General features: G+C 43.7%; 19 protein-coding genes and 1 pseudogene. 2 read left to right on the top strand and 18 right to left on the bottom strand.

What is annotated here, in order from left to right; genetic code table 11:
- Positions 1 to 531: 531 nt before the first annotated feature.
- The gene (gene cysI, locus H539_RS0110580) at positions 532 to 2,253 is read right to left on the bottom strand and encodes an assimilatory sulfite reductase (NADPH) hemoprotein subunit (protein WP_026693488.1); all 1,722 of its coding nucleotides are present in this window, start codon (positions 2,251 to 2,253) and stop codon (positions 532 to 534) included.
- A gap of 25 nt (positions 2,254 to 2,278) precedes the next feature.
- The gene (locus tag H539_RS0110575; protein ID WP_026693487.1) at positions 2,279 to 4,093 is read right to left on the bottom strand and encodes an assimilatory sulfite reductase (NADPH) flavoprotein subunit; all 1,815 of its coding nucleotides are present in this window, start codon (positions 4,091 to 4,093) and stop codon (positions 2,279 to 2,281) included.
- 242 nt (positions 4,094 to 4,335) lie between these two features.
- On the opposite strand from H539_RS0110575, the gene H539_RS0110570 reads away from it, so the two are divergent.
- Entirely contained in the window at positions 4,336 to 5,241 is a 906-nt protein-coding gene (locus H539_RS0110570) for a LysR family transcriptional regulator (protein WP_026693486.1), read from the top strand.
- A gap of 34 nt (positions 5,242 to 5,275) precedes the next feature.
- Here H539_RS0110570 and H539_RS28320 read toward each other — a convergent pair whose 3' ends face one another.
- Entirely contained in the window at positions 5,276 to 5,746 is a 471-nt protein-coding gene (locus H539_RS28320; RefSeq protein ID WP_051348541.1) for a hypothetical protein, read from the bottom strand.
- Between the two features lie 297 nt (positions 5,747 to 6,043).
- Here H539_RS28320 and H539_RS0110560 point away from each other — a divergent pair, with 297 nt between their 5' ends.
- Positions 6,044 to 6,907, top strand: a complete 864-nt coding sequence (locus H539_RS0110560) for an NAD(P)-dependent oxidoreductase (protein WP_026693485.1) — start codon at positions 6,044 to 6,046, stop codon at positions 6,905 to 6,907.
- A 41-nt stretch (positions 6,908 to 6,948) separates the two neighbouring features.
- Here H539_RS0110560 and H539_RS0110555 read toward each other — a convergent pair whose 3' ends face one another.
- From H539_RS0110555 to H539_RS28305, 15 genes and pseudogenes are all read right to left on the bottom strand, one after another.
- Positions 6,949 to 7,311, bottom strand: coding sequence for a VOC family protein (locus tag H539_RS0110555; RefSeq protein ID WP_026693484.1), 363 nt, complete (start codon positions 7,309 to 7,311; stop codon positions 6,949 to 6,951).
- 166 nt (positions 7,312 to 7,477) lie between these two features.
- Positions 7,478 to 9,523 carry a catalase gene (locus H539_RS0110550; RefSeq protein ID WP_026693483.1) on the bottom strand — a complete coding sequence of 682 codons (2,046 nt, stop codon included), beginning with the start codon at positions 9,521 to 9,523 and terminating at the stop codon, positions 7,478 to 7,480.
- 109 nt (positions 9,524 to 9,632) lie between these two features.
- Positions 9,633 to 10,244, bottom strand: coding sequence for an NAD(P)-dependent oxidoreductase (locus tag H539_RS0110545; RefSeq protein ID WP_026693482.1), 612 nt, complete (start codon positions 10,242 to 10,244; stop codon positions 9,633 to 9,635).
- Positions 10,225 to 10,977, bottom strand: a complete 753-nt coding sequence (locus H539_RS0110540; protein ID WP_026693481.1) for a sirohydrochlorin chelatase — start codon at positions 10,975 to 10,977, stop codon at positions 10,225 to 10,227. The genes H539_RS0110545 and H539_RS0110540 overlap by 20 nt, the downstream gene beginning before the upstream one ends.
- A gap of 19 nt (positions 10,978 to 10,996) precedes the next feature.
- Positions 10,997 to 11,773, bottom strand: coding sequence for a uroporphyrinogen-III C-methyltransferase (cobA, locus tag H539_RS0110535; RefSeq protein WP_026693480.1), 777 nt, complete (start codon positions 11,771 to 11,773; stop codon positions 10,997 to 10,999).
- Between the two features lie 194 nt (positions 11,774 to 11,967).
- Positions 11,968 to 12,567, bottom strand: a complete 600-nt coding sequence (gene cysC, locus H539_RS0110530) for an adenylyl-sulfate kinase (protein ID WP_026693479.1) — start codon at positions 12,565 to 12,567, stop codon at positions 11,968 to 11,970.
- 13 nt (positions 12,568 to 12,580) lie between these two features.
- Positions 12,581 to 13,726, bottom strand: a complete 1,146-nt coding sequence (sat, locus tag H539_RS0110525) for a sulfate adenylyltransferase (protein WP_026693478.1) — start codon at positions 13,724 to 13,726, stop codon at positions 12,581 to 12,583.
- Positions 13,727 to 13,785: 59 nt separating this feature from the next.
- A complete protein-coding gene (locus tag H539_RS0110520) occupies positions 13,786 to 14,853 on the bottom strand; it encodes a sulfate permease (protein WP_026693477.1) in 1,068 nt (355 codons plus the stop codon).
- 15 nt (positions 14,854 to 14,868) lie between these two features.
- A complete protein-coding gene (locus H539_RS0110515) occupies positions 14,869 to 15,585 on the bottom strand; it encodes a phosphoadenylyl-sulfate reductase (RefSeq protein WP_026693476.1) in 717 nt (238 codons plus the stop codon).
- 209 nt (positions 15,586 to 15,794) lie between these two features.
- Positions 15,795 to 15,905 carry a YezD family protein gene (locus H539_RS30745; protein ID WP_081415846.1) on the bottom strand — a complete coding sequence of 37 codons (111 nt, stop codon included), beginning with the start codon at positions 15,903 to 15,905 and terminating at the stop codon, positions 15,795 to 15,797.
- Between the two features lie 441 nt (positions 15,906 to 16,346).
- Positions 16,347 to 16,931 (bottom strand): annotated as a pseudogene (locus H539_RS28315) (SDR family NAD(P)-dependent oxidoreductase); the annotation flags it as partial.
- On the bottom strand, positions 16,924 to 17,895 hold the full coding sequence (locus H539_RS0110495; RefSeq protein WP_026693475.1) for a tRNA dihydrouridine synthase: 972 nt from the start codon (positions 17,893 to 17,895) through the stop codon (positions 16,924 to 16,926). The gene H539_RS0110495 and the pseudogene H539_RS28315, both read right to left, overlap by 8 nt.
- A gap of 481 nt (positions 17,896 to 18,376) precedes the next feature.
- Positions 18,377 to 18,886: a hypothetical protein gene (locus H539_RS28310; protein WP_026693474.1), complete on the bottom strand. Its 510-nt coding sequence runs from the start codon at positions 18,884 to 18,886 to the stop codon at positions 18,377 to 18,379.
- A gap of 259 nt (positions 18,887 to 19,145) precedes the next feature.
- On the bottom strand, positions 19,146 to 19,610 hold the full coding sequence (locus H539_RS0110480) for a hypothetical protein (RefSeq protein WP_026693472.1): 465 nt from the start codon (positions 19,608 to 19,610) through the stop codon (positions 19,146 to 19,148).
- 809 nt (positions 19,611 to 20,419) lie between these two features.
- On the bottom strand, positions 20,420 to 20,712 hold a 293-nt coding region (locus H539_RS28305; protein WP_035322345.1), incomplete at its 5' end, for a S8 family serine peptidase.

Here is a 20,712-nt window from a genome sequence, read left to right as displayed (position 1 = left end):
AAGAAAATAACGTTGGCGTCTTGTTTCGTTCAGTTTTCAAAGAGCATTCACGTTAATCAGTAATGGTCAACTTTGTTAAAAGCGACCTCTTAAATATAACATTTCCGTTCCGTTGTTGTCAACAACTTTTTTCAACTTATTTTCAAGTGAGTTGTGTTGTTCAGCAGCAACGTTTATAACTATACCAGCTGCCAAGCGCTTCGTCAATAACTTTTTAACAAATCTTTTAGTGTTTTTCTGCTTACCGTCAGCTTAAAGTAATATTAGATCCAAACGTTAAACGGAGGGGGCTGGCGAATTTAGTAATGATCCGTTTTCATGGTGAATGAATCCAGATACACATTAATCGATCCTGCAATCACCGTAATGATCCAAACACGCCCCTAATATCCTAAATAAATTATCGTTCACGCACCGGCTGGCCCTACACTCAAAACAATTCGAACATCCACCTAACTAAAAAACCGCAGGCAAACCTGCTGTATATCAGGTTTGCCTGCAGTCCGGATGATCCTTCATGCTTTTTAGATATTAATCATGAAAATTCGTTCCATCAGTAGTAGCTTTCACGATGCCGGCGCGGATTACGAAGTCTCCAAAGTGCTCGGATTCATTCCGTTCTTTTGCATATCGGGACAGAAGCACACGCATTTCACCCAGGATTTCTTCTTCTCCTATATTCTCTCGGTACATTTTGCTTAAACGGCTTCCATCATGGGCAGCACCCAGATACATATTGTATTTGCCTACAGCTTTTCCTATAAATCCAATCTCACCAAGGGCATGGCGTGCGCAGCCATTCGGACAGCCGGTCATGCGGATTGTAATTTCCTCATTCCGAAGTCCATTTTCGTCTACGATTTCCTCCAGTTTATCTATTAATGAAGGTAGATAGCGCTCTGCTTCCGCCATGGCGAGTCCACATGTAGGCAGTGCCACACAGGCCATAGAATTACGGCGCAGTGCTGAGTAGCGGCTGCCATCCGTCAGGCCGAATTGCTCGATCAGCTCAGTGATTTTCTTTTTCTTTTGTGATGACACATTTCCTATAATAAGGTTCTGGTTAGCAGTCAAACGGAAATCACCGGTATGGATCTTGGCAATTTCGCGAAGACCTGTTTTCAGCCTATAGTCATCGAAATCCGCAACACGTCCTCCCTCAACAAAGAGAGTGAAATGCCACTTGCCGTTTATACCCTTTACCCAGCCGTAGCGGTCTCCATTATGCTCGAATCGGTACTCCCTTGCTTCCTCAAGGCTCCAGCCCAGTCTATTTTCAATCTCCGCTTTTACATTATCAAGTCCTAGACGGTCAATCGTATATTTAAAGCGGGCATTTTTGCGGACAGAGCGGTTTCCATAATCACGCTGAACGGTGATGATTTTTTCAGCTGTCTCAAGAATTTGTTCCGGTCTTACAAAACCGATCACCTTGGCTAGCTGCGGATATGTGGCTGTATCTCCATGTGTCATCCCCATACCGCCGCCGATTGCAACATTGAACCCTGCAAGTCTTCCGTCCTCTACTACGGCGATCAAGCCCAGGTCCTGAGAAAACACGTCAATATCATTTGACGGAGGCACAGCAATCCCAATTTTGAACTTACGTGGAAGATAGAGCGGACCGTACATTGGTTCCACTTCTTCCTCTGTCTCCGGAGTACCGGCCACCTTTTCTTCATCAAGCCAGATTTCATGATAAGCTCTTGTACGCGGAAGCAGATAATCGCTCAGTTTTTTAGACCAATCATAAACCTCAGTATGGATTTCAGATAAGTAAGGATTCGATGTGCACATAACATTCCTGTTCACATCTCCGCATGCTGCAATTGTATCCATTAAAGAGGCATGGATGGCCTGGATTGTGCTCTTCATATTCCATTTAAGGATTCCGTGCATTTGGAAAGTTTCACGTGTAGTCAGTTTTAATGTGCCATTTCCGTATTTTTCGGCAAGGTCATCCATTACCAGCCATTGATCCGATGTAGCAACTCCTCCTGGGAGGCGGACCCGGAGCATAAATTGATAAGCAGGCTCAAGCTTCTGCTTCTGTCTCTCGTTACGAAGGTCACGGTCATCCTGCAGATAGCTCCCGTGGTGCTTCATGAGGCGATTATCATCCTCTGGAATTCCGGCACTGATCCGGTCCTGCATTACTTCCTTTAACGTACCGCGAAGATAGCGGCTTTTTTCCTTAATTCGTTCTACATCACTAGGCTGGCCTTCAGGCGCCTTTAAAACAGGGTTCACCATGTAGGATAGCTCCTTTCATTTAAACTTAATAAACGTCCCTTTGATATCTCTTGTCCTGCTGCAGACCAGCCAGGTAGCTTTCTGCTTTTTCCCGGCTCATTCTGCCCTGTTTTTCAATAATTTCGATCAGCGTATTCTGAACATCATGTGCCATGTTTTTTTCATCGCCGCAGATATAGACTGCAGCTCCTTCTTCAAGCCACTGGAAAAGTTCTTCGCTTTGTTCAAGCATACGGTGCTGTACGTAGACCTTCTCCTCTAAATCGCGGGAGAAAGCCACATCCATTTTAGTAAGGACTCCATCCTTCAGCCATCTCTGCCATTCTGTCTGGTATAGGAAATCTGTTACAAAATGCTGGTCTCCAAAAAATAACCAGGCCTTCCCTTCCGCTCCTGTCTCCTCCCGTTCCTGCATGAAAGACCGGAATGGTGCGATCCCCGTGCCCGGTCCAACCATAATGATTGGAGTTTCAGGATTTTTAGGAAGCTTGAAGTTTTCGTTTTTCTGTATATATACGGGTATGGTATCTCCCGGCTCAAGCCTTTCAGAACATAAAATAGAACAAACTCCATTTCGGTCCCTGCCATGCGCCTGATACCTCACTGCCCCAACTGTTAAATGTACTTCCTCCGGATTGGCCGCCAGGGAGCTTGCAATCGAATAAAGCCTTGATGGCATCTTTCTAAGGATGCCTGCAAATTCCTGGGCAGGAAGATCCCATGGTACAAAGTCCCGTATCAAGTCGAGCAGGTCTCTTCCCTCTATATACTCCCTCAGCTGTCCGGGATTCTCAGGCTTTAGGAGCTCCTGCAGCTTCTCGTTTGATGAAAGCTTTGCGGCCTGTTCGATTAAAGGCTTTGTAAGCACCGTAATTTCATAATGGGTAAGAAGTGCATCTCTGATGGAACGCTCTTCTCCCTGCTTGTTGATCCTAATCTTATCTTCCGGATTCCAATTCATTTCGGCAATAAGCGCGTCCACCAATGAAGGGTCATTTTCTGGAAAGATCCCCAGGGAATCTCCTGGTTCAAAGGTCAATCCAGATCCTTCAAGCGATAATTCCAAATGCCTTGTTTCCTTTTTGGAACCGCGTCCGTTCAGGTTGATGTTTTCGAGAACTTCAGCCCTGAATGGGTTGGTCCTGGAATAAACGGATTCCGTAGCCTGAGTCACTGCAGGCGCGGATTCTGTCTTCTTTCCGCTGCCCCCTTTCCCTAAGGCCTCTAACACACCGCCTGCCCATTCTGCAGCAGGTTCATCGTAATCAAGGTCACAGTCCACACGTGGATACAGCCGGCTGCCGCCAAGCTCCTCCAGCCTCTGATCAAATTCTTTGCCTGTCTGGCAGAAATATTCATAGGAGCTGTCTCCGAGGGAAAGGACAGAGAAACGGACTCCCTCAAGCTTTGGAGCTCTCCTGCCGTGAAGAAACTCATGGAAGGACAGGGCATTATCCGGCGGATCGCCTTCTCCGTGAGTACTTACAATGATCAGGAGATCCTGTACTTTTTTTAAATTGTTTGGTTTAAAATCGCTCATGGAAGAAACCGAAACAGTAAAGCCACTTTCCTCAAGCGTTTTTTTTGTTTTTGCAGCAAGGCCCTGTGCATTTCCTGTCTGAGAGCCGAATAAAATCGTAATTTCCCTCTGCGGTTCAGGAGAAGCTTGTTCAGTTTGAACAGAAACACTCTGCTGTCCAGACGGAGCAGGAGCAGGCTGAGAAGCTGCAAGAAAACCGCTCAGCCAAATTTTTTGGGATTCAGTCAAGGTTGGCAGCAGGCGGTTCAGAAGATCAGCCTGCTCCTGGTTAAACGGACTATTGATTACCTGGAATTGCAACGATATCCACCTCACAAGAATTTAAAGCTGAAGATCCCGGTTTATTCTATGATTTCCTATAAAACAAGTCGGGTTTATTTATAAAAAAATAGCCTGGGACACAATATCAAAATCACTGTGAAAACAGCTAATTTTAAAAAAGTTTCTAATTATTACTTTACCTAAAGAAGAAGCATTAGTAAAATAAATAAAAATTATAGTACTTATTAACTTTCCTAATAATTAAGAAGGAGGTTTTTTCATTGAACTATGATGAATTAAAAACCTTTGTTACTCTGGCAGAAGTTAAAAATTTCACCAAGACGGCCGAACTGCTCCTTATGTCCCAGCCAAGCGTAAGTCTCCATATAAAAAATCTTGAAAAGGAGTTTCAGACCATCCTTTTTCAGAGATCTCCCAAGCATTTGAAAATTACCCCGACGGGTGAAATTCTCTATGACCGTGCTAAACGGATGATTGCCTTATATGAACAAACTAAAACAGATATTCTGGAGCATCATAATTCCATTAAAGGTGAATTGAAGATTGGCGCAAGCTTTACCAATGGGGAATATATCCTGCCGGCTATGCTTTATTCTCTTCAACAGGAATATCCGGAGCTCGTTCTGCAGATTACAATCGGCAACACGGATGAAGTGGTTCAATGGGTAAGGCAGTATCAGGTGGATATTGGGCTGATTGAAGGACAGACAAATGACAGAGAGCTGTCTGTACATCCATTTATGCAGGATGAGTTATTCATTGTTGCCTCAAACAGCCATGAGCTTGCTGCAAAGAAGGAAGCTTCCATTGCCGATCTTCAGAACCAGTCCTGGGTCTCAAGGGAAATTGGGTCGGGGACAAGGGAGTATCTCAACCACATCATAAGGTCAAACGGTCTTAAGATTAATTCCCTTCTTACAATCAGCAGCAACCAGGGAATTAAGGAATCAGTCATTAATGGAATGGGGCTCTCCCTTCTCTCACAAAGCGTGATAGAACGGGATGTGAAAAGCAAAACCCTCTCCATTATTCCTTTAAAAAACCAGCGCTTCAACCGTGCACTTTCTTATATCCTGTCTCCCGTGATGGAGGATAAAAAAACCGTGCAGACCTTTATAAAGGCATTGGAAAGAAAATATTCCACCTCTAATGATAAAAGGCGATAAAAAAGAGCATCCGCAGCGGGATGCTCTTTTTCGATCACGGAATATACTGCTCCGTAATTTTTGTAATAACTCCGTTTTTCAATTCTATATGAAATGGAATGTAACGGTAACGCTTCTTCTGCATTTCTTGTTTAAAGGTCGCCAGAGAAACTTTTTGAGTCTTAACGTCGTATGTTTTCTCAATTTGAAAGGTTTCCATTGTAACGACAGCATTTTTAGCAATTTTCAGGGTGCGGATTTTCGGGTTGATGTTGCGGATATAATAATCGTCCATAGCATAGCATTTTCCCTTATCCCAGTAACATTGTTTATCTTTATAGGCTTCCTTGTTTGCCTGTTCTCCTCTAAACCATTGGATATAATCCGCTTTTATGTATGTCCCCTTACTATTCGTAAAGAGCTTGTTGATATATGTGGTCTGTTTTTCTGTTTTGGTGGCAGCTGAAGTGAATCCGGCAGGCAATAGTACAAGAACAGCCAGTAACGAAAGAATGAATTTCTTCATTTTAATTCCCCCTGTAAATCTATTTAACATTCTATTCCTTAAACTAAGTTTAATAGTACACCTGTTTTAATCCGCGGTTAGCTGCAAGAAAGATCCATCTGGTCTAACATTCATTTACCCTTTTATCCCGCGTTCTAACCTTGAGTATTAATATAGACGGATGAAGGATAAAAAAGTTTCAAATCCTCCAGGCTTTTTTCCGTCAAAAATTTAAGAGCATAATTTTTGGCTTAGATGGATGACTGATGGATAATAATGATAGAAGTAAAAAATTTTCATGATAGGTGGGGGATTAACATGATTGGATTTATAGGCCTTGGAATTATGGGCAGCAGAATGGCAGCGAACCTTTTAAAAGCAGGTTTTGAAGTAACGGTATATAATCGTTCAAAGGATAAAGCGGAGGAGCTTTTGAACAAGGGAGCGAAATGGGCTGAATCACCTAAAGAGGCGGCAGAGAAGAGCGACGTTCTTTTCACCATGCTTGCCAATCCATCCGTTGTTGAGGCCGTCTCCCTTGGCGAAGAGGGATTCCTAGACAGCTTGAAAGAAGGGAAACTGTGGGTGGATTGCAGCACGGTTGATCCTTCTTTCTCAAGAAGAATGGCAAACGAATCCGAGAAGAGGCATCTTCGCTTTCTGGACGCCCCTGTTTCAGGCTCAAAATTACCCGCTGAAAATGCAGAGCTTATATTTTTAGTCGGCGGCAGCGGGGAAGATCTTGAGGAAGTCCGTCCAATGATGGAAGCTATGGGAAAATCGATCGTGCATCAAGGCTCCCATGGTATGGGATCTTCTATGAAGCTAGTCATCAACCTGATGCTTGGCCAGACTATGGCTGTCTTCGCTGAGGCAGTTTCCTTTGGGGAGGCTATAGGGCTTGAGCGGGGCACGGTTGTGGAAACTTTGCTCGGCGGCATTACCACAGCTCCTTTCCTCAAAGGGAAAAAGAACAAGGTCCTCGAGCATGATTTTGCGCCTGAATTCCCTCTGGAGCATTTGCAAAAGGATTTACAGCTGGTATCTCAGACAGCTTTTGAAAACAATACCGCGATGCCGATTGTCAATGTGACGAAGGAGATTTATGCACTGGCAAAACAGCAGGGGTGGAGTAAAGAAGACTTTTCTGTGATCTACCGCCTGTTCTCAGAAAAGAAATAAAGAATGTACGAGCCTGGACGAATCCGTTCAGGCTTCAATTTTTACAGGCTTTGAATCATTTCCACTCGATTGCCGAATGGGTCTCTGAACTCAAAGCGTTCATAGCCTGGAATCGGCACAGAAGCAAGCGGTTTAATGTTTTCCTGCTCCAGTGCCTCTCTCCAATACGAGACATCCGCAACCTCATACGCAATATGCGCCTTGGTTTTTAGTCGTTCAACTCCTTCCTCGGTTCCTACATGGATCTCCCTGCTTCCTGCTTTTAACCAAAAACCGCCGCGCCCCTTCAAGGAATCCGGCTTCTCAATTTCCGGCAGGCCCAATAAGCGGCAGTAAAAGTCCCGGCCATCATCTTCGGCTCCCTTTGGTATCGTAATCTGCACATGGTGCACTCCTAGAATCATACAATCTCTCCCCTTTGAAAGAATCGTTCAATAATTATCATACTAGCTGTTCCGCATAAAAGAAATTCAGTAAATACAATTACCCGTTATAAGATTTCCTTATATGATCCGTAAAAAAGAAGACAGCCTCCCGGGAATTCCATCACCCGAGGGCTGTCTAGAAAAATTATAGAAGCTTTCTGTCCCAAAACCGGTGGGCAGAAACTGCATCAGTAAACCTAGAAATAAATGTGCTGCTATCGTCTTCAGCAACAACTCCCCTAGATTCTGCCCCGCAGGTTTTCTCAAGGATTTCCATTCCTTCAAATGTAGCTCCAATGGGTTTATAATGGGCAAACGCTTCAGACACGTACCGGGCTGCTTCTTTCATGAAGAGGCTGTTTCCTGTCCCGCCCGCAGCATAGATCGCATCAAAAAGAACTGAATCTGCAGTCAAAAAGGTATGGACAGCTTCGATCTTTTCACCCTTATTTCCTGTAACAGGTCCAAGCTTATTACTGATAACCTCCGGCTGCATCCCTTTTTGCTTCAGCCCATCCAGGATGGCACCAACACCTTCTCCATTAAAGTCCTGTCCCAGAATAACGCCGACCTTACGTGTTAAGGGCAGTTTCTTCGTATTCTCCTGACTTAATGCCGGGGAAGATTTGGCATATTCCTTATCTTTTCCTGAAGGCGGAACAGCACCAATGGCTTCGGCAAAGGCAGAAGCCAATTCTATGCTTACATTAGCGAACATGTCCACAACCTGCTGCTGGACAGATTTGCTTTTAACCTTGCCCAGTTCAAAGCTGAATGCCTGTATGATATGTTCCTTCTCAGGGGTGCTCATGCTGTTCCAAAACAGTGTGGCCTGTGTGAAGAAATCATTGAAGCTTTCACTCCGGCTGCGGATTTTTCGGCCGTCCACTTTTTCCTGATAATGGACATATCCGCCTTCAGCCCCGCTCGCAGGACGCGGAGTGCCAGCAGCCAGTGAATTATTGTGATAGCTAACCTGCCCCCTGTTAATGGTCTGCCTGCCGTATCCATCCCTTTGATTATTATGGAACGGACAGACCGGCCGATTGATCGGAAGCTCATGGAAATTAGGGCCGCCTAGTCGGATTAGCTGTGTATCAGTATAGGAAAACAATCGCCCCTGTAATAACGGATCATTTGTAAAATCAATCCCCGGGACTACGTTTCCAGCATGGAATGCGGCCTGCTCTGTTTCAGCAAAAACGTTATCCACATTCCGATTCAGTGTCATTTTCCCTATTAATTTTACAGGGATATCTTCTTCCGGCCATAACTTTGTCGGGTCAAGTACATCAAAATCAAATTTAAATTCATCTTCTTCAGAAAGCAGCTGAACACCGAGCTCATATTCTGGATAATTCCCCATTTCAATGGATTCCCATAAATCACGGCGGTGGAAATCCGGATCCTTGCCCCCAATTTTCTGCGCTTCATCCCAGACAAGCGAATGCGTGCCAAGGACAGGCTTCCAATGGAATTTAACAAAATGGGCCATTCCCTCTTCATTCACAAAGCGGAAGGTGTGGACACCGAAGCCTTCCATCATCCGGAAACTCCTTGGAATGGCACGGTCCGACATTGCCCACATCACCATATGTGCGGATTCCTGGTTGTTAGCGATAAAATCCCAAAATGTATCATGGGCCGACTGTGCCTGTGGAATTTCATTATGTGGTTCAGGTTTTAGTGCATGAACAAGATCCGGGAACTTAATGGCATCCTGAATAAAGAATACCGGTATATTATTTCCCACAAGGTCATAATTCCCTTCCTGGGTATAAAACTTGGTGGCAAAACCACGGGCGTCACGCACGGTTTCAGCTGAACCACGGGAGCCGGCAACTGTTGAAAACCTGACAAACACTGGTGTGACGTCATCGGGGTCCTGCAGGAAATGAGCTTTTGTATATTCCTTCATTCTTTCATACACCCTGAATTCTCCATGTGCGGCAAATCCTCTTGCATGGACGACCCTCTCAGGGATTCTTTCATGATCAAAATGCGTCATTTTTTCGCGGAAATGGAAATCCTCCATTAGAGTAGGACCACGAACCCCAGCTTTTAGGGAATGTTCATCTTCTGAGACCTTCACTCCCTGATTGGTTGTCAGGATTTCTCCCTTATCATCGGCAGTAAATCCTGAGAGCTGCTCAGTTTTCATATTTTCCTTTTCATTTCCTCCATGATTCATTCTTGTTCCTCCCCCAGTTTTATGTAAGTACAAACCTGTTTGTTTCTACCCTGCAGGCATGGATGAAAAACCATTCAACAAAAAAAAATAAGCCTCTTAGTGCAGAGACTTATTTGTATTCGTTTAGAATTTGCCGCAGTTTAATCTGACGGGCGGATTCGCTTATTCTGTATTGGTCTTCTAAAAGCTCCCAAAGCAGTTCCTGCTTTTCCTCCTGAGATAGGCCAAGCCCTTTTATCACTTTCCGGCATTGTAAAAGAAATTCAGTATATCCCTCCCAGGATTGGTCAAATTGCTGCTCGAATTCCTTTTTCAGCTTTCTTGTCAGCTTCGGGCTTGCTCCTCCAGAGGTGACAGCTATCTGGAGGCTTCCACGCCTAACGGTGGCCGGAAAAGCTACATTTCCGTTTTCAAAATCGTCTGCGATGCATACAAGCTGCCGGGGAGGAAGAGAATCCGCAAGCTGTTTGTTCGCTTTAGGATCATTGGTTGCCAGAATGACAAGAAAAGCCTCCGAAAAATCCTGCGGGGCAGCCTTCCTTTGGATTAAGGTATACCCTTTTTCCTTGGAAAGCGTCTCCACCTCTGCAGAAAATTCAGGTGCAATAAAAGTAATGGAGGCAGATTCTCCATCAAGGACTCTCGCCTTTCTTGCAGCTATTTTTCCGCCACCCGCAATGACAACCTTTTGCCCTGCAATTTTAATGATAAATGGCTGCATGAGTATCCTCTTTCTGAGAAGCACGTTCAATGACAATTTCCCTGATGGCCTTATGCCCGCTCAAAGCACCCGTCTGAAGAATGTCAGCCCCCTGGCTTTTCTGTCTGCTGACTTCCCGGTTTACTTCTGCAAGCAATAATCCGCCAAACAACAGATAAGGAATGACAATAATCCTGCCCTTTGCTTCCTTTACAATGGATGCCATGCCATCTTGGAAGGAAGGGGAAGCAGCGGCCAGATAGCACACCCTTACGGAATGGACATTCAGCCTTGACTGAATTCCCCTGGCAATGTCGGCGAACCGATCATGAATCTGCTTTTCGCTGCTGCCTCTCCCCACGATAAGGACGGAATCCTCGCTGGCCGTGCTGCCGGCAGTATCATAAACAAGCTCTTGGATGGCATCGAGAATCCGCTCTTGGACTCCGAATGGATTGGCAGTATGAATTGGAATCCCTGGATATTTTTCAGCGAGGGGCTTAAGTGCTTCCGGGATATCCACCTTGATATGCCCGGCAGCCAGAAGGAAAAGAGGCACAACATGTATACTCGATGCCCCTTCCTGGACGCAGCGTTCAAATCCTTCTTCAATCGAAGGGGCTGTCAGCTCGAGAAAGCTCATTTCCTGAATGGGTGCATGGACCCTCTCCATCACGCTTTCTATAAACAGCTTTGCTTCTGCTGCCCCTATTTTCGAACGGGTTCCATGACCTATATAAAGAATAGCCTTCAAAGCTTTATCCACCTTTCTGCTAATGCGGCATTATGGGAAGATGGGGTACTACTTCCTCTTCAAACCAATTGATTTTATGCCGGAGCCGCACGACCTCCCCGATTATGATCATGCTGGGATTTGAAATTCCTGACTCTTGAACTCTGGATTCTATTGATTCTAACGTGCCGGCAACCGTCCTTTGGCCAGGAAGTGTTCCCCAGTGGACCAGGGCAATCGGCGTATCCTTGGATTTTCCTGACTGAAGCAGATGCTTCACGATATTCGGCAGATGGGAAATTCCCATATAAACACATATGGTATCGACCGCCTGGGCTAGATGAGCCCACTGATGCTCTGCCTCCTCATCCCCAGCCTGATGGCCGGTTATAAATGCAAAACTCTTACTAAGCGTCCGGTGTGTGACAGGTATGCCTGCATAGGCAGGTGCTGCAATTCCTGATGTGATTCCAGGCACAACTTCAAATTCCACTCCGTTTTCCGTACATTCTTCGGCTTCCTCTCCGCCACGGCCAAAAACAAAAGGATCCCCGCCTTTAAGACGTACCACCTTGAGCCCCATTTTGGCATACTTCACAAGATGGCTGTTGATCGTTTCCTGGTTCATAGCGTGGTCATGAGGCAGCTTTCCGCAGTAAACAAGCTGTGCATCATGTCTGGCATGCTTCAGCAATTCAGGATTTACGAGACGGTCATATAAGATGATATCCGCTTCTTGCAGGCAGCGCAGGCCTTTGATTGTGATTAACTCCGGATCGCCCGGACCGGCTCCTACTAAATAGACTTTTCCCGCCATTTTCCGCCGTCCTCTCTTTGGTCTGCCCATTAGTTTAACTATTCGAAACAATTCTTAATCAGCGTACATTATATAGATCCTGTACCCATTTTGCACGTGCTTTTTGTTTCCATTACGTTCTTTTATGAAGAAAAGCCACTGAATGGTACCATTCAGTGACTGCTTTAAGCCTATATTAACAGAGCAATCCGCGCTTACAGAATCCCTCTATTCTTTAAATCTTCAGCAATTTGCTTTACGGACTCTTCAACAGAAAGAGAGTTAGAGTGAATAGTGATTTCTGGTTTGACTGGAGCCTCATACGGAGAATCAATTCCTGTAAAATCTTTTATTTCTCCGCGCCTTGCTTTCGCATAAAGCTTCTTAGGATCCCGGCGTTCGCACTCCTCAATAGGGCAATCCACGAAGACCTCGATGAATTCCCCTTCTTCAAATAAAGACCGCACTTGGTCCCTATCAGATCGGAAAGGGGAAATAAAGGCTGTAGTGACAATTTTCCCGCTGTCGACGAAAAGCTTGGCCACTTCACCGATTCTCCGGATATTTTCAGTTCTGTCCTCGTCAGAGAATCCGAGATCCTTGTTTAACCCATGCCTTACATTATCCCCATCGAGCACATATTCACTAATTCCCTCTTGAAACAGGAAGCTGGAAAAAGCATTCGCAATGGTGGATTTTCCAGACCCGGAAAGGCCTGTGAACCACAGTACACAGCTCCCATGCCCATTCCTGCTCCGGCGTTCTGCTTTAGAAATCGCAGCTTCATGCCACGTAATATTCGTTGCTTTGCTCATTTTGTGCTCCTCCTTAGATCGTCGCTTTTTCTCTCAAGCCGTTAATTAATACTTCAACAACTTCTTTGCGGCTGAAGGTAGAAGGAGGAAGTTCCCCTGAACGAAGCATTTCCCTGACTTTTGTTCCTGACAGGATGACTCGTTCTTCTTTGCCATGCGGGCAGGTTTTATCAGAAGCCATTCCCTCGCAGGCTGTGCAGTAAAAGCTATGTTCAAAAAACAATGGCTTGATTCCCAGTTCTTCCTCTGTAAATTCACTGAAGATATACTGGGCATCATATGTTCCATAATAGTTTCCTACTCCGGCATGGTCACGTCCGACGATGAAATGGGTGCAGCCGAAATTTTTCCGTGCGATTGCATGGAAAATCGCTTCTCGCGGTCCTGCGTAGCGCATGGCGGCAGGATAGACTCCAAGCTGTACTCGTTCACTTGGATAGTAGTTTGCCAAAAGGACACGATAGCTTTCCAGTCTGATATCTGCAGGAATATCGTCTGATTTGGTTTCCCCGACAAGAGGATTCAAGAATAAGCCATCTACAGTTTCAAGTGCTGCTTTTTGAATATACTCATGGGCACGGTGGACAGGGTTCCTTGTCTGGAATCCAACAACTGTCTTCCAGCCTTTTTCCTCGAACATCTTTCTGGTCTCTTGGGGCTCGAACCAAACATCGGAAGCGACGCCTTTATCTGACTTCTTCACAAGAGTAACAGTACCGGCCACATAAACCTCACCGCGTTCGAAGAGACGTTTTACGCCTGGATGTGCAAGCTCCTCGGTTTTATATACCTCTCTCGCTTCCTTATGCAGGTCCGGCTCATAAAGCTCAGAAATTTCGAGTGCGCCGACTGTTTCATTTTCAAACGTCAGCTTGACTGCATCCCCTTCTTTTAAATCCTCTGCAATTTCACGGCTTACAGGAAGAGTTACCGGGATGGACCAGATGGTTCCATCGGCAAGCCTCATGGATTCAACAACCGATTCATAATCTGTTTTTCCCAGAAAACCAGTCAGCGGGCTGAACAGCCCGATTCCGATAAGCTCCAGATCGCTATAAGCAATCGCATCAATAGCCATTTCCTTTTTCACATTAGAAAAATCGTAATTTGGATTATATGCAGAAACTAGAGTACCTCCATGTGGTGCAGGCAAAGACATTTTGAAATCAACCTTTCATTCTTTTATATATAAATCCTGATTAAGAGGATTCATCACGATTAATGTTCTTTTGATAAGAGTACGGTCCCCGGCTCAGCCGGTTTTCGCATTAAAAATTTTATTCCGAATACCGATATAAGCACACCGATAATCACGATGATCGGATAGACATTCTTTTCAACAATAAGCTGGATAAGCGTAAAAGACAGTACCATGGATAACACTGGTGAGACGATCCAAACTGCCAGGAGCTTAATGACGATGTCCTTCTTTAGGACCTCTTTGCCGTATTTGGCAAAGCCCAACCCAATGATGGATGAGGTCGTAATCTGCGTGAGAGGAACAGGGATTCCGAAGATGGAAGCTGCTGTAACAATACCAGCCCCTGTCCCTGAAATGATGCAGCCCTCTTCCAGCTTTAGGTCTGTAATCTTTTTTCCATTTGTTTCAAGGACCTTTCTGCCAAGGAAAAACGCTCCCAGCGAGACGAAAAGGCCTCCCCAAAGAATGCCATTATGAGTGGATATCAACCCAGCCCCAACCAATGGTCCTACTGCATTGGCCACATTGTTCATCCCTGCAGAAAATGCCTCAAACAGTCCCATGAAAATAACCAGCACTCCAAGGATCCTGGCAGCTTTCGGCGCCTTCATCAAGGACTGGACCACTTTAAGATTAATCAGTGCAGATACGGCTATCGCTATAAAAAAGGCAGCGATAGGCGTCAATAGCCAGAACATGAAAATCCAGATAAGCTTCGCAGCATATACGGATTGGTATACGATGCCCGCTCCAATGACGGATCCCACTGTTACTTCACTTGTGGAAAGGGGGATCCCAAAATAATTCGCCAGGAAGAGAGACAGTGCCGCAGAGGCTAGAACGATCAAGGCAATGGCAGTAGTAAAGGTATGTTTCGGAACAATCCCGCTTCCAATCGTTTTTACGACCTCTCCGCCGCCGAGCCAGGCTCCCAGAAATACCGCTATCCCGCATAGCAGGAGGGCGATTTTATGGTTTTTAATGACTCCGGCGCCATATGATATTCCCATTGAAGCCGCTGCCCCGCTGGCCCCAATATTCATTGCAAAAAATAACCCTACGGAAACAGCAACAAGAATGAGCATATTTTCATCTCCTTTTTAGCGAGTATGCAGACCGCACTCTGTTTTTCCCATACCGGCCCAGCGTCCTGCACGGCTGTCGCCATCCACGCCTGCTGCCTGCGTGCATGGGAAGCATCCGATGCTTGGATATCCTTGATCATGAAGCTTATTGTAAGGAAGATCCTTTTCCCTGATGTATTCCCAGACCTCATCCCATGTCCAGTGGATCAGAGGGCAGATCTTCAAGTTATCGAACTTTGCATCCTTATTGATGAAGTTAGTGTTCGCCCTTGTAGGGGACTGCTCTCTTCTCAAGCCTGAAATCCATGCTTCCTTAGTGGATAGCGTTTCTCGCAGCGGAATGACCTTTCTGATGTTGCAGCAGCTGTTTGGCTCCCTCTTCCATAGTGCGGTCCCATGCTGTGCAGCCTGTTCATCCAGGGTTAAGGCCGGGAGCTTCCTTTCAATCCGGAGGCTCGGAAAGCGTGCCTCGATCGCATCGATCACTTCATATGTTTCCGGGAAGTGAAGGCCGGTGTCCAGAAATACGATATGCGCATCAGGCTTAACCTGTTGTATGAGATCAATTAAAACAATGGCTTCTGCTCCAAAGCTTGAAGCATAGACAATCTTCTCCTCGGCAAATGTCTTGTATGCCCATTCAAGAACTCCCAGGGCTCCTTTTGTTGCATCATCTATAGGAAAGGTCTCAGCCTTCTCCAGTGATTTTTTTTCAAACTCTGATATTTCCATCTATACATTCTCCTTCCAGCATATAAAGCGGAAATTCCCTCATTTTCAATATTTCTAAAAGCACATGAGAACAATGCCTAACACATGATATTCCCGATGAAATTTTGATGTACTGAATTTTCCCTGTTTTTTTCAATATCCAAAAGGAATCATGAAAAAAAGGCAGTCCTCCCCTGTTTTCAGGATCGGACCGCCTCTAGTTTTTCTAGTCAGCGAGATTTATTTGATTGAAGACGAACCTTTTCATTTTTTTCAATTTGAATGACTTTGCCATCCTGGATTACTAAAGTAATCGATCCATACTTCACAGATGCAAGCATCTTCTCTAAGTGCCCGGCTATCTCTTCCCAATCCGATGGTTTCAGCAGGTCCGCCTCCTTTCAAAATATATAAGGAAGAAAGGTATTCTTCCATTATGGCTGGAATTCCCTTCTTGGGTCATTCCCTTACCATATATGAATAACTTTTTAATAAAATTAATCCTACCATACACATCAGATTTGTCAATAATTTTTCAAGCAATATTTAGAATATTAATTTATCTAAGGCTTTTTTTTCTTATAAACTCCTGCTTTTTTCCATCAATGTTCAGCCTGCAGAACCTGTTGATAGGAAGTTTAACTCCTTCCAGCTCTAATCCGTCTGCCAGTTAATCATACATACGTCTTTTACGAAGTTTTATTCCGATTGTTTTAGTGTGTTATTGGAAGAAATAAATAGAGCAGCCAGTCTATCTGTCTGGCTGCTCTTTGGTTTCCTTCTCAAATTTCCATTTCCCAGCGTTCCTGTTCAGTCTTTTTCAGCTGTTTCTCGGTTTCTTCAGGAAAGACTGTCCGAAATTTATGAGAATCAGCAGGAATGATTTCAATCATTTTTTGAATCATGTCTTCTGGATCAAATTGATTTTTCAAGGCTTCTTCTTGTTTAATCATGTCTTCCTTGCGTGTGAAATTATTTTCCTCGTCAAACCATTTCCATTTTTCTTCAGCGCTCCGGTCATTGAATCCAGTCTTGAAGGCACCCGGATTAATGGTGGCCACCTGGACTCCGAATTCTTTCAGCTCGGATTGGAGTGTCTGAGCAATGCCTTCGATTGCATGCTTGGTGGCAGTATAGGGACCAACATAGGGTGTCGCCGAGATTCCGGCCATTGAACTCATGAATACAATTTTCCCCCGGCCTTTTTCCACAAACTTTCTGGCAGCGATTTGGACTGTCTCAAGGGTCGCAAATACATTCACCTCAAAAAGTGCCCGAAATCGGTCCATCGGAACCTCACCAAGCGGTCCTCCTTCATTAATGGCAGCATTGGCCACAAACACATCAAAATCATATTCCTTAATCTGCTACAACATTAAGATTCTCTGCCTCGAATTTATCGAGCAATGCTCGCACTTCATCTGTTGACTCTGTGTTCATGGATTGGTTTCTTAATTCACCAGCCCCCCGGAACCCGCGGATATAGATCTTAAAAAAGCGATGAAGAGCTTTAAACGAACGGAGTGTATATTGATCGTGAAGATCCAGATGCAGCCTTAAGAGATCAAGCAATTCCTTAGGGCTATGCTCTTTCGGCTCCTTTTCAAAGGCAAATGGATTATTGAAAATACCGCGGCCGATCATTACCCCATCCACACCATATTCCTCGGCAAGCTTTAAGCCGGTTTGACGGTCAGCAATATCCCCGTTTATCGTCAAGAGTGTATCTGGTGCCACCTGGTCACGAAGCTTCTTAATCTCCGGGATCAGTTCCCAATGAGCATCTACTTTGCTCATTTCATCTCTTGTACGCAGGTGAATGGAAAGATTAACAATATCTTGTTTCAATATGTGTTTCAGCCAGTCACGCCATTCGCCGATCTCCGAATAACCCAGCCTTGTCTTTACACTTACCGGCAAGCCTCCTGCTTTTGCGGCTTGTATTAATTCTGCTGCAACTTCCGGACGGAGGATCAGGCCGCTTCCCTTCCCATGCTGCGCCACGTTAGGTACAGGGCAGCCCATATTGATATCGATGCCCCGAAATCCAAGTTCTGCCATACCAATGCTCATCTGCCTAAAGTTTTCAGGCTTATCTCCCCATATATGGGCCACCATGGGCTGTTCATCCTCTGTAAAAGTCAAACGCCCGCGAACACTCTCTTTCCCGTCGGGATGACAGTAGCTCTCCGAGTTTGTAAACTCTGTAAAAAACACATCCGGTCTGGCAGCTTCACTCACAACATGCCGAAAAACTACATCCGTCACATCTTCCATTGGTGCCAGTATAAAAAAAGGTCGTGGTAACTCACGCCAAAAATTATCGTTCATTTCAAAATTTCAATCCTCTCATAATGGGATGGCATTCCAAAAGCCTTATCCCACAATTAAAAAGCAGAATGTCCCCTGCTTCTTTATCACTTATACCATGATTAAGCACTGTTTATCAAACCGATTGATAAATCGCCTAATTTTTTATAAAGGTATGATTTATTTTAACCTTACAATCTCTATACAACTAAAGTGAACTCCTGCTAATATTCGCCTCATTAACCACTTTGTTTTTGACATGAAAATATCTTCGACACTAATGTGGTAAGAATGTAACTTGAAAAGACCCCGAATTCGCAGGAGTCACGAATTCAGGGCCGGACTGGCAATGATTTATTCACACCTTAATATTAACTGCGAAACACTCTCTACCTGTGTTGAGTTTATGTGGCAGCACAAGATGCTGGTGAGTTTATTTAGTTACAACATGCCTATTTTACATAATTAATCCGAATAACTGGCCTATAACCTATCAGTGTTATCAATTGAATCCTTTATTGTATCTGTTCTTACTGAAATTCCGTTTTTGAAAACTGACTACCTTAATATCAAGGATATTTTCATTTAAGTTAAACTCATTTTCAACAGCAAATTTTTGAAGTTCTTCTTGGGTAAGCGCTTCAATCATTTTCTGTTTATTTTTAAAAGAAATTTTATAAGTACTATCATTATGATTGAATGTTTCATTAGTCCCAATTATGTAAATTTCAGAAAAGTTAACTACATATGTTTCTTCCTTGATTGCCTCCTGTAGTTTGTTATTAAGTTTATCAACCAAGTCATCCTCAACAACTTTACTAAAAACAGGTATTTTAACTTGATCCGGATGATTTAACATGACATCTTCAATAAACATTATTACATCCACAATACTTTCTGAGGAGTTTTGTCCAATGTTAAATTTAATAGAATTACCAACCTCAATACCTTCTTTAAATATTGAAAAGTCTTCAGTAACTTCTACTTTTGCTTTAATTTTAGTATGACTCACCACTATCAAATTCAAAGTTATTGTAGTTAACGTAAGTATTTATTGATTTGTTCTTTTGGGAATTAAGCGTCGTTAAAGCTGTGGTTTTAACTTCTTTGTACTTTAATTTTCGCGCAAAATTAAAGGCAAAGTTTCTATCGCAATATTTATCTACTTGTAGATTTCTCCATGAAATCAAGTATTTGTCATAACCAGGAAGGTGGAAAACAAACTTTTGTTTGCCGTCCCCCTCCCATTCTTTAGTTTTCAACAATGGAGCTTAAATACCTTCTGCACAGCCTAGAGCCGTAATAGTACCGTTTGGAACAGGTTCAGCACCTGTTTGCGAGAAAAATCCTGTAATATCAAAACTTGTGACAATGTCAGTTGCTACTCCTGGAGATTGATTATCTCTAAATACTGCAGTAAAATCAAGTCCCGTAGCATCTCCGCCAAATCCTGTTTTTGAGCCCGTTCCTGTAACAGTAACAACACAAGTGTTTCCTTCTCTTCTGCATGTAACTGAAGTAATGGCTGTTGCAGTAAAATCAAACGAAGTATCTGGTGGATTCCCATCAGTGTCAGTAAAGGTTAGTGAAAGTGTGGATGTAGCTAGTGTATCAGCGCAAACATTTGCCATATACGTAATTGTTCCTCTTTCGTTACCATTGACTCCATTAAATTTTACATTAACATCTTCTTTCGTTGCATTAACAAGCACTCCACAACTACAGCGAACTCCCATAGATAACATCTCCTTTATAGTAATCTACATTAATCATATGAAATAAATTTTTTTTTGCCTGTGTTATCAACCAGACAAGCCTAAATAATAGCCTTTTTTTAGATTTTGAAGTCCTTGAAAAAGATTTGTGGAAAATAATAAAGGAATCTTATGAAAAAGGGGCAAGTGTACCTGATTATGTTGGGGGAATCCTTTATAGCCTTGACCAAAAGTTAGCTAAAGAAATGGCAGAACGTGAAAGGCAAGCAAAAATCACCATGATACGTTACTTTATTCAACTAACCTGCCATTTAGCTTAATAAATAACTGATTCCCTTCCCTTGAATCTAATACGTTCGTTAACTTTCCAGATAACTCTTCACGATTCTTAGCAATTTTTGTATCCAAAAAGATTTCCCCTCCCTAATAGGTAAACGAGAGAATTTTGCTTGATTTTTTTCCCGATGACTATTTCTATTGCTCCGCCAAAAAAAGAGAAAAATTCTCGAAGATAAACTAGTTTTTTATCGCCGTATCCTGGAAACAAAATAATATCCTCGTCGCCTAATGCGAGCAAATTATCGGAGTTTAAAAACAGTTACATTGCAATTTGTTTATTTTTGAATTTGGTTTTAACCAGCAGTACCAGCCCCACCTACGCTGAATACCATGATGGACACACTTACCATCCGACCCGATTTTGATTATATCAATTAAAAACGTCTCCATAATCCCGGAAAATTGGGTTTAAGAGACGTTTTTTATACGATTAAGGATTTGAACGCAATTTAAAAGACGGTCCTAATATAAATATTTCTTTATATAATCCTTTATAATTCGCCTGCTGCGATCATAGCGGAGTTTGCGTTGATTCTACCAAATTTGTATAGTGTACCAGCACCGGGTACATCATCTGTTGATGATTCAATTGCTTGACGTATTTGCACATTTGTCAATGAAGGAAATGTTGCTTTGATTAACCCAGCTAGACCCGCAACAAATGGAGTAGCCTGTGATGTTCCAGAAAGGGAACCAAAGTTTAGCGGTCCTTCAGAATTTGGAAAAGTAGGCAATGTGGAAAAGATGTTAACTCCTGGTGCTGCAACATCGACTCCATCTCCAA

Source organism: Peribacillus kribbensis DSM 17871, assembly GCF_000430765.1.
Lineage (GTDB): Bacteria > Bacillota > Bacilli > Bacillales > DSM-1321 > Paraperibacillus > Paraperibacillus kribbensis.
Note: the sequence above shows the minus strand (reverse complement) of the source record. Positions and strands in the feature narration are given on the sequence as shown.

What these genes read in the sequence shown, in the direction of transcription:
- H539_RS0110520 (WP_026693477.1), bottom strand. Translation starts at nt 14,853, where the DNA reads ATGCTCATTCTTGTTGCTGTTTCCGTAGGGTTATTTTTTGCAATGAAT.
- sat (WP_026693478.1), bottom strand. Translation starts at nt 13,726, where the DNA reads ATGTCTTTGCCTGCACCACATGGAGGTACTCTAGTTTCTGCATATAAT.
- H539_RS0110480 (WP_026693472.1), bottom strand. Translation starts at nt 19,610, where the DNA reads ATGGGAGTTCGCTGTAGTTGTGGAGTGCTTGTTAATGCAACGAAAGAA.
- cobA (WP_026693480.1), bottom strand. Translation starts at nt 11,773, where the DNA reads ATGGCGGGAAAAGTCTATTTAGTAGGAGCCGGTCCGGGCGATCCGGAG.
- H539_RS0110515 (WP_026693476.1), bottom strand. Translation starts at nt 15,585, where the DNA reads ATGGAAATATCAGAGTTTGAAAAAAAATCACTGGAGAAGGCTGAGACC.
- H539_RS0110495 (WP_026693475.1), bottom strand. Translation starts at nt 17,895, where the DNA reads ATGAACGATAATTTTTGGCGTGAGTTACCACGACCTTTTTTTATACTG.
- cysC (WP_026693479.1), bottom strand. Translation starts at nt 12,567, where the DNA reads ATGAGCAAAGCAACGAATATTACGTGGCATGAAGCTGCGATTTCTAAA.
- H539_RS0110550 (WP_026693483.1), bottom strand. Translation starts at nt 9,523, where the DNA reads ATGAATCATGGAGGAAATGAAAAGGAAAATATGAAAACTGAGCAGCTC.
- H539_RS0110545 (WP_026693482.1), bottom strand. Translation starts at nt 10,244, where the DNA reads ATGCAGCCATTTATCATTAAAATTGCAGGGCAAAAGGTTGTCATTGCG.
- H539_RS0110555 (WP_026693484.1), bottom strand. Translation starts at nt 7,311, where the DNA reads ATGATTCTAGGAGTGCACCATGTGCAGATTACGATACCAAAGGGAGCC.
- cysI (WP_026693488.1), bottom strand. Translation starts at nt 2,253, where the DNA reads ATGGTGAACCCTGTTTTAAAGGCGCCTGAAGGCCAGCCTAGTGATGTA.
- H539_RS30745 (WP_081415846.1), bottom strand. Translation starts at nt 15,905, where the DNA reads ATGCTTGCATCTGTGAAGTATGGATCGATTACTTTAGTAATCCAGGAT.
- H539_RS28320 (WP_051348541.1), bottom strand. Translation starts at nt 5,746, where the DNA reads ATGAAGAAATTCATTCTTTCGTTACTGGCTGTTCTTGTACTATTGCCT.
- H539_RS0110560 (WP_026693485.1), top strand. Translation starts at nt 6,044, where the DNA reads ATGATTGGATTTATAGGCCTTGGAATTATGGGCAGCAGAATGGCAGCG.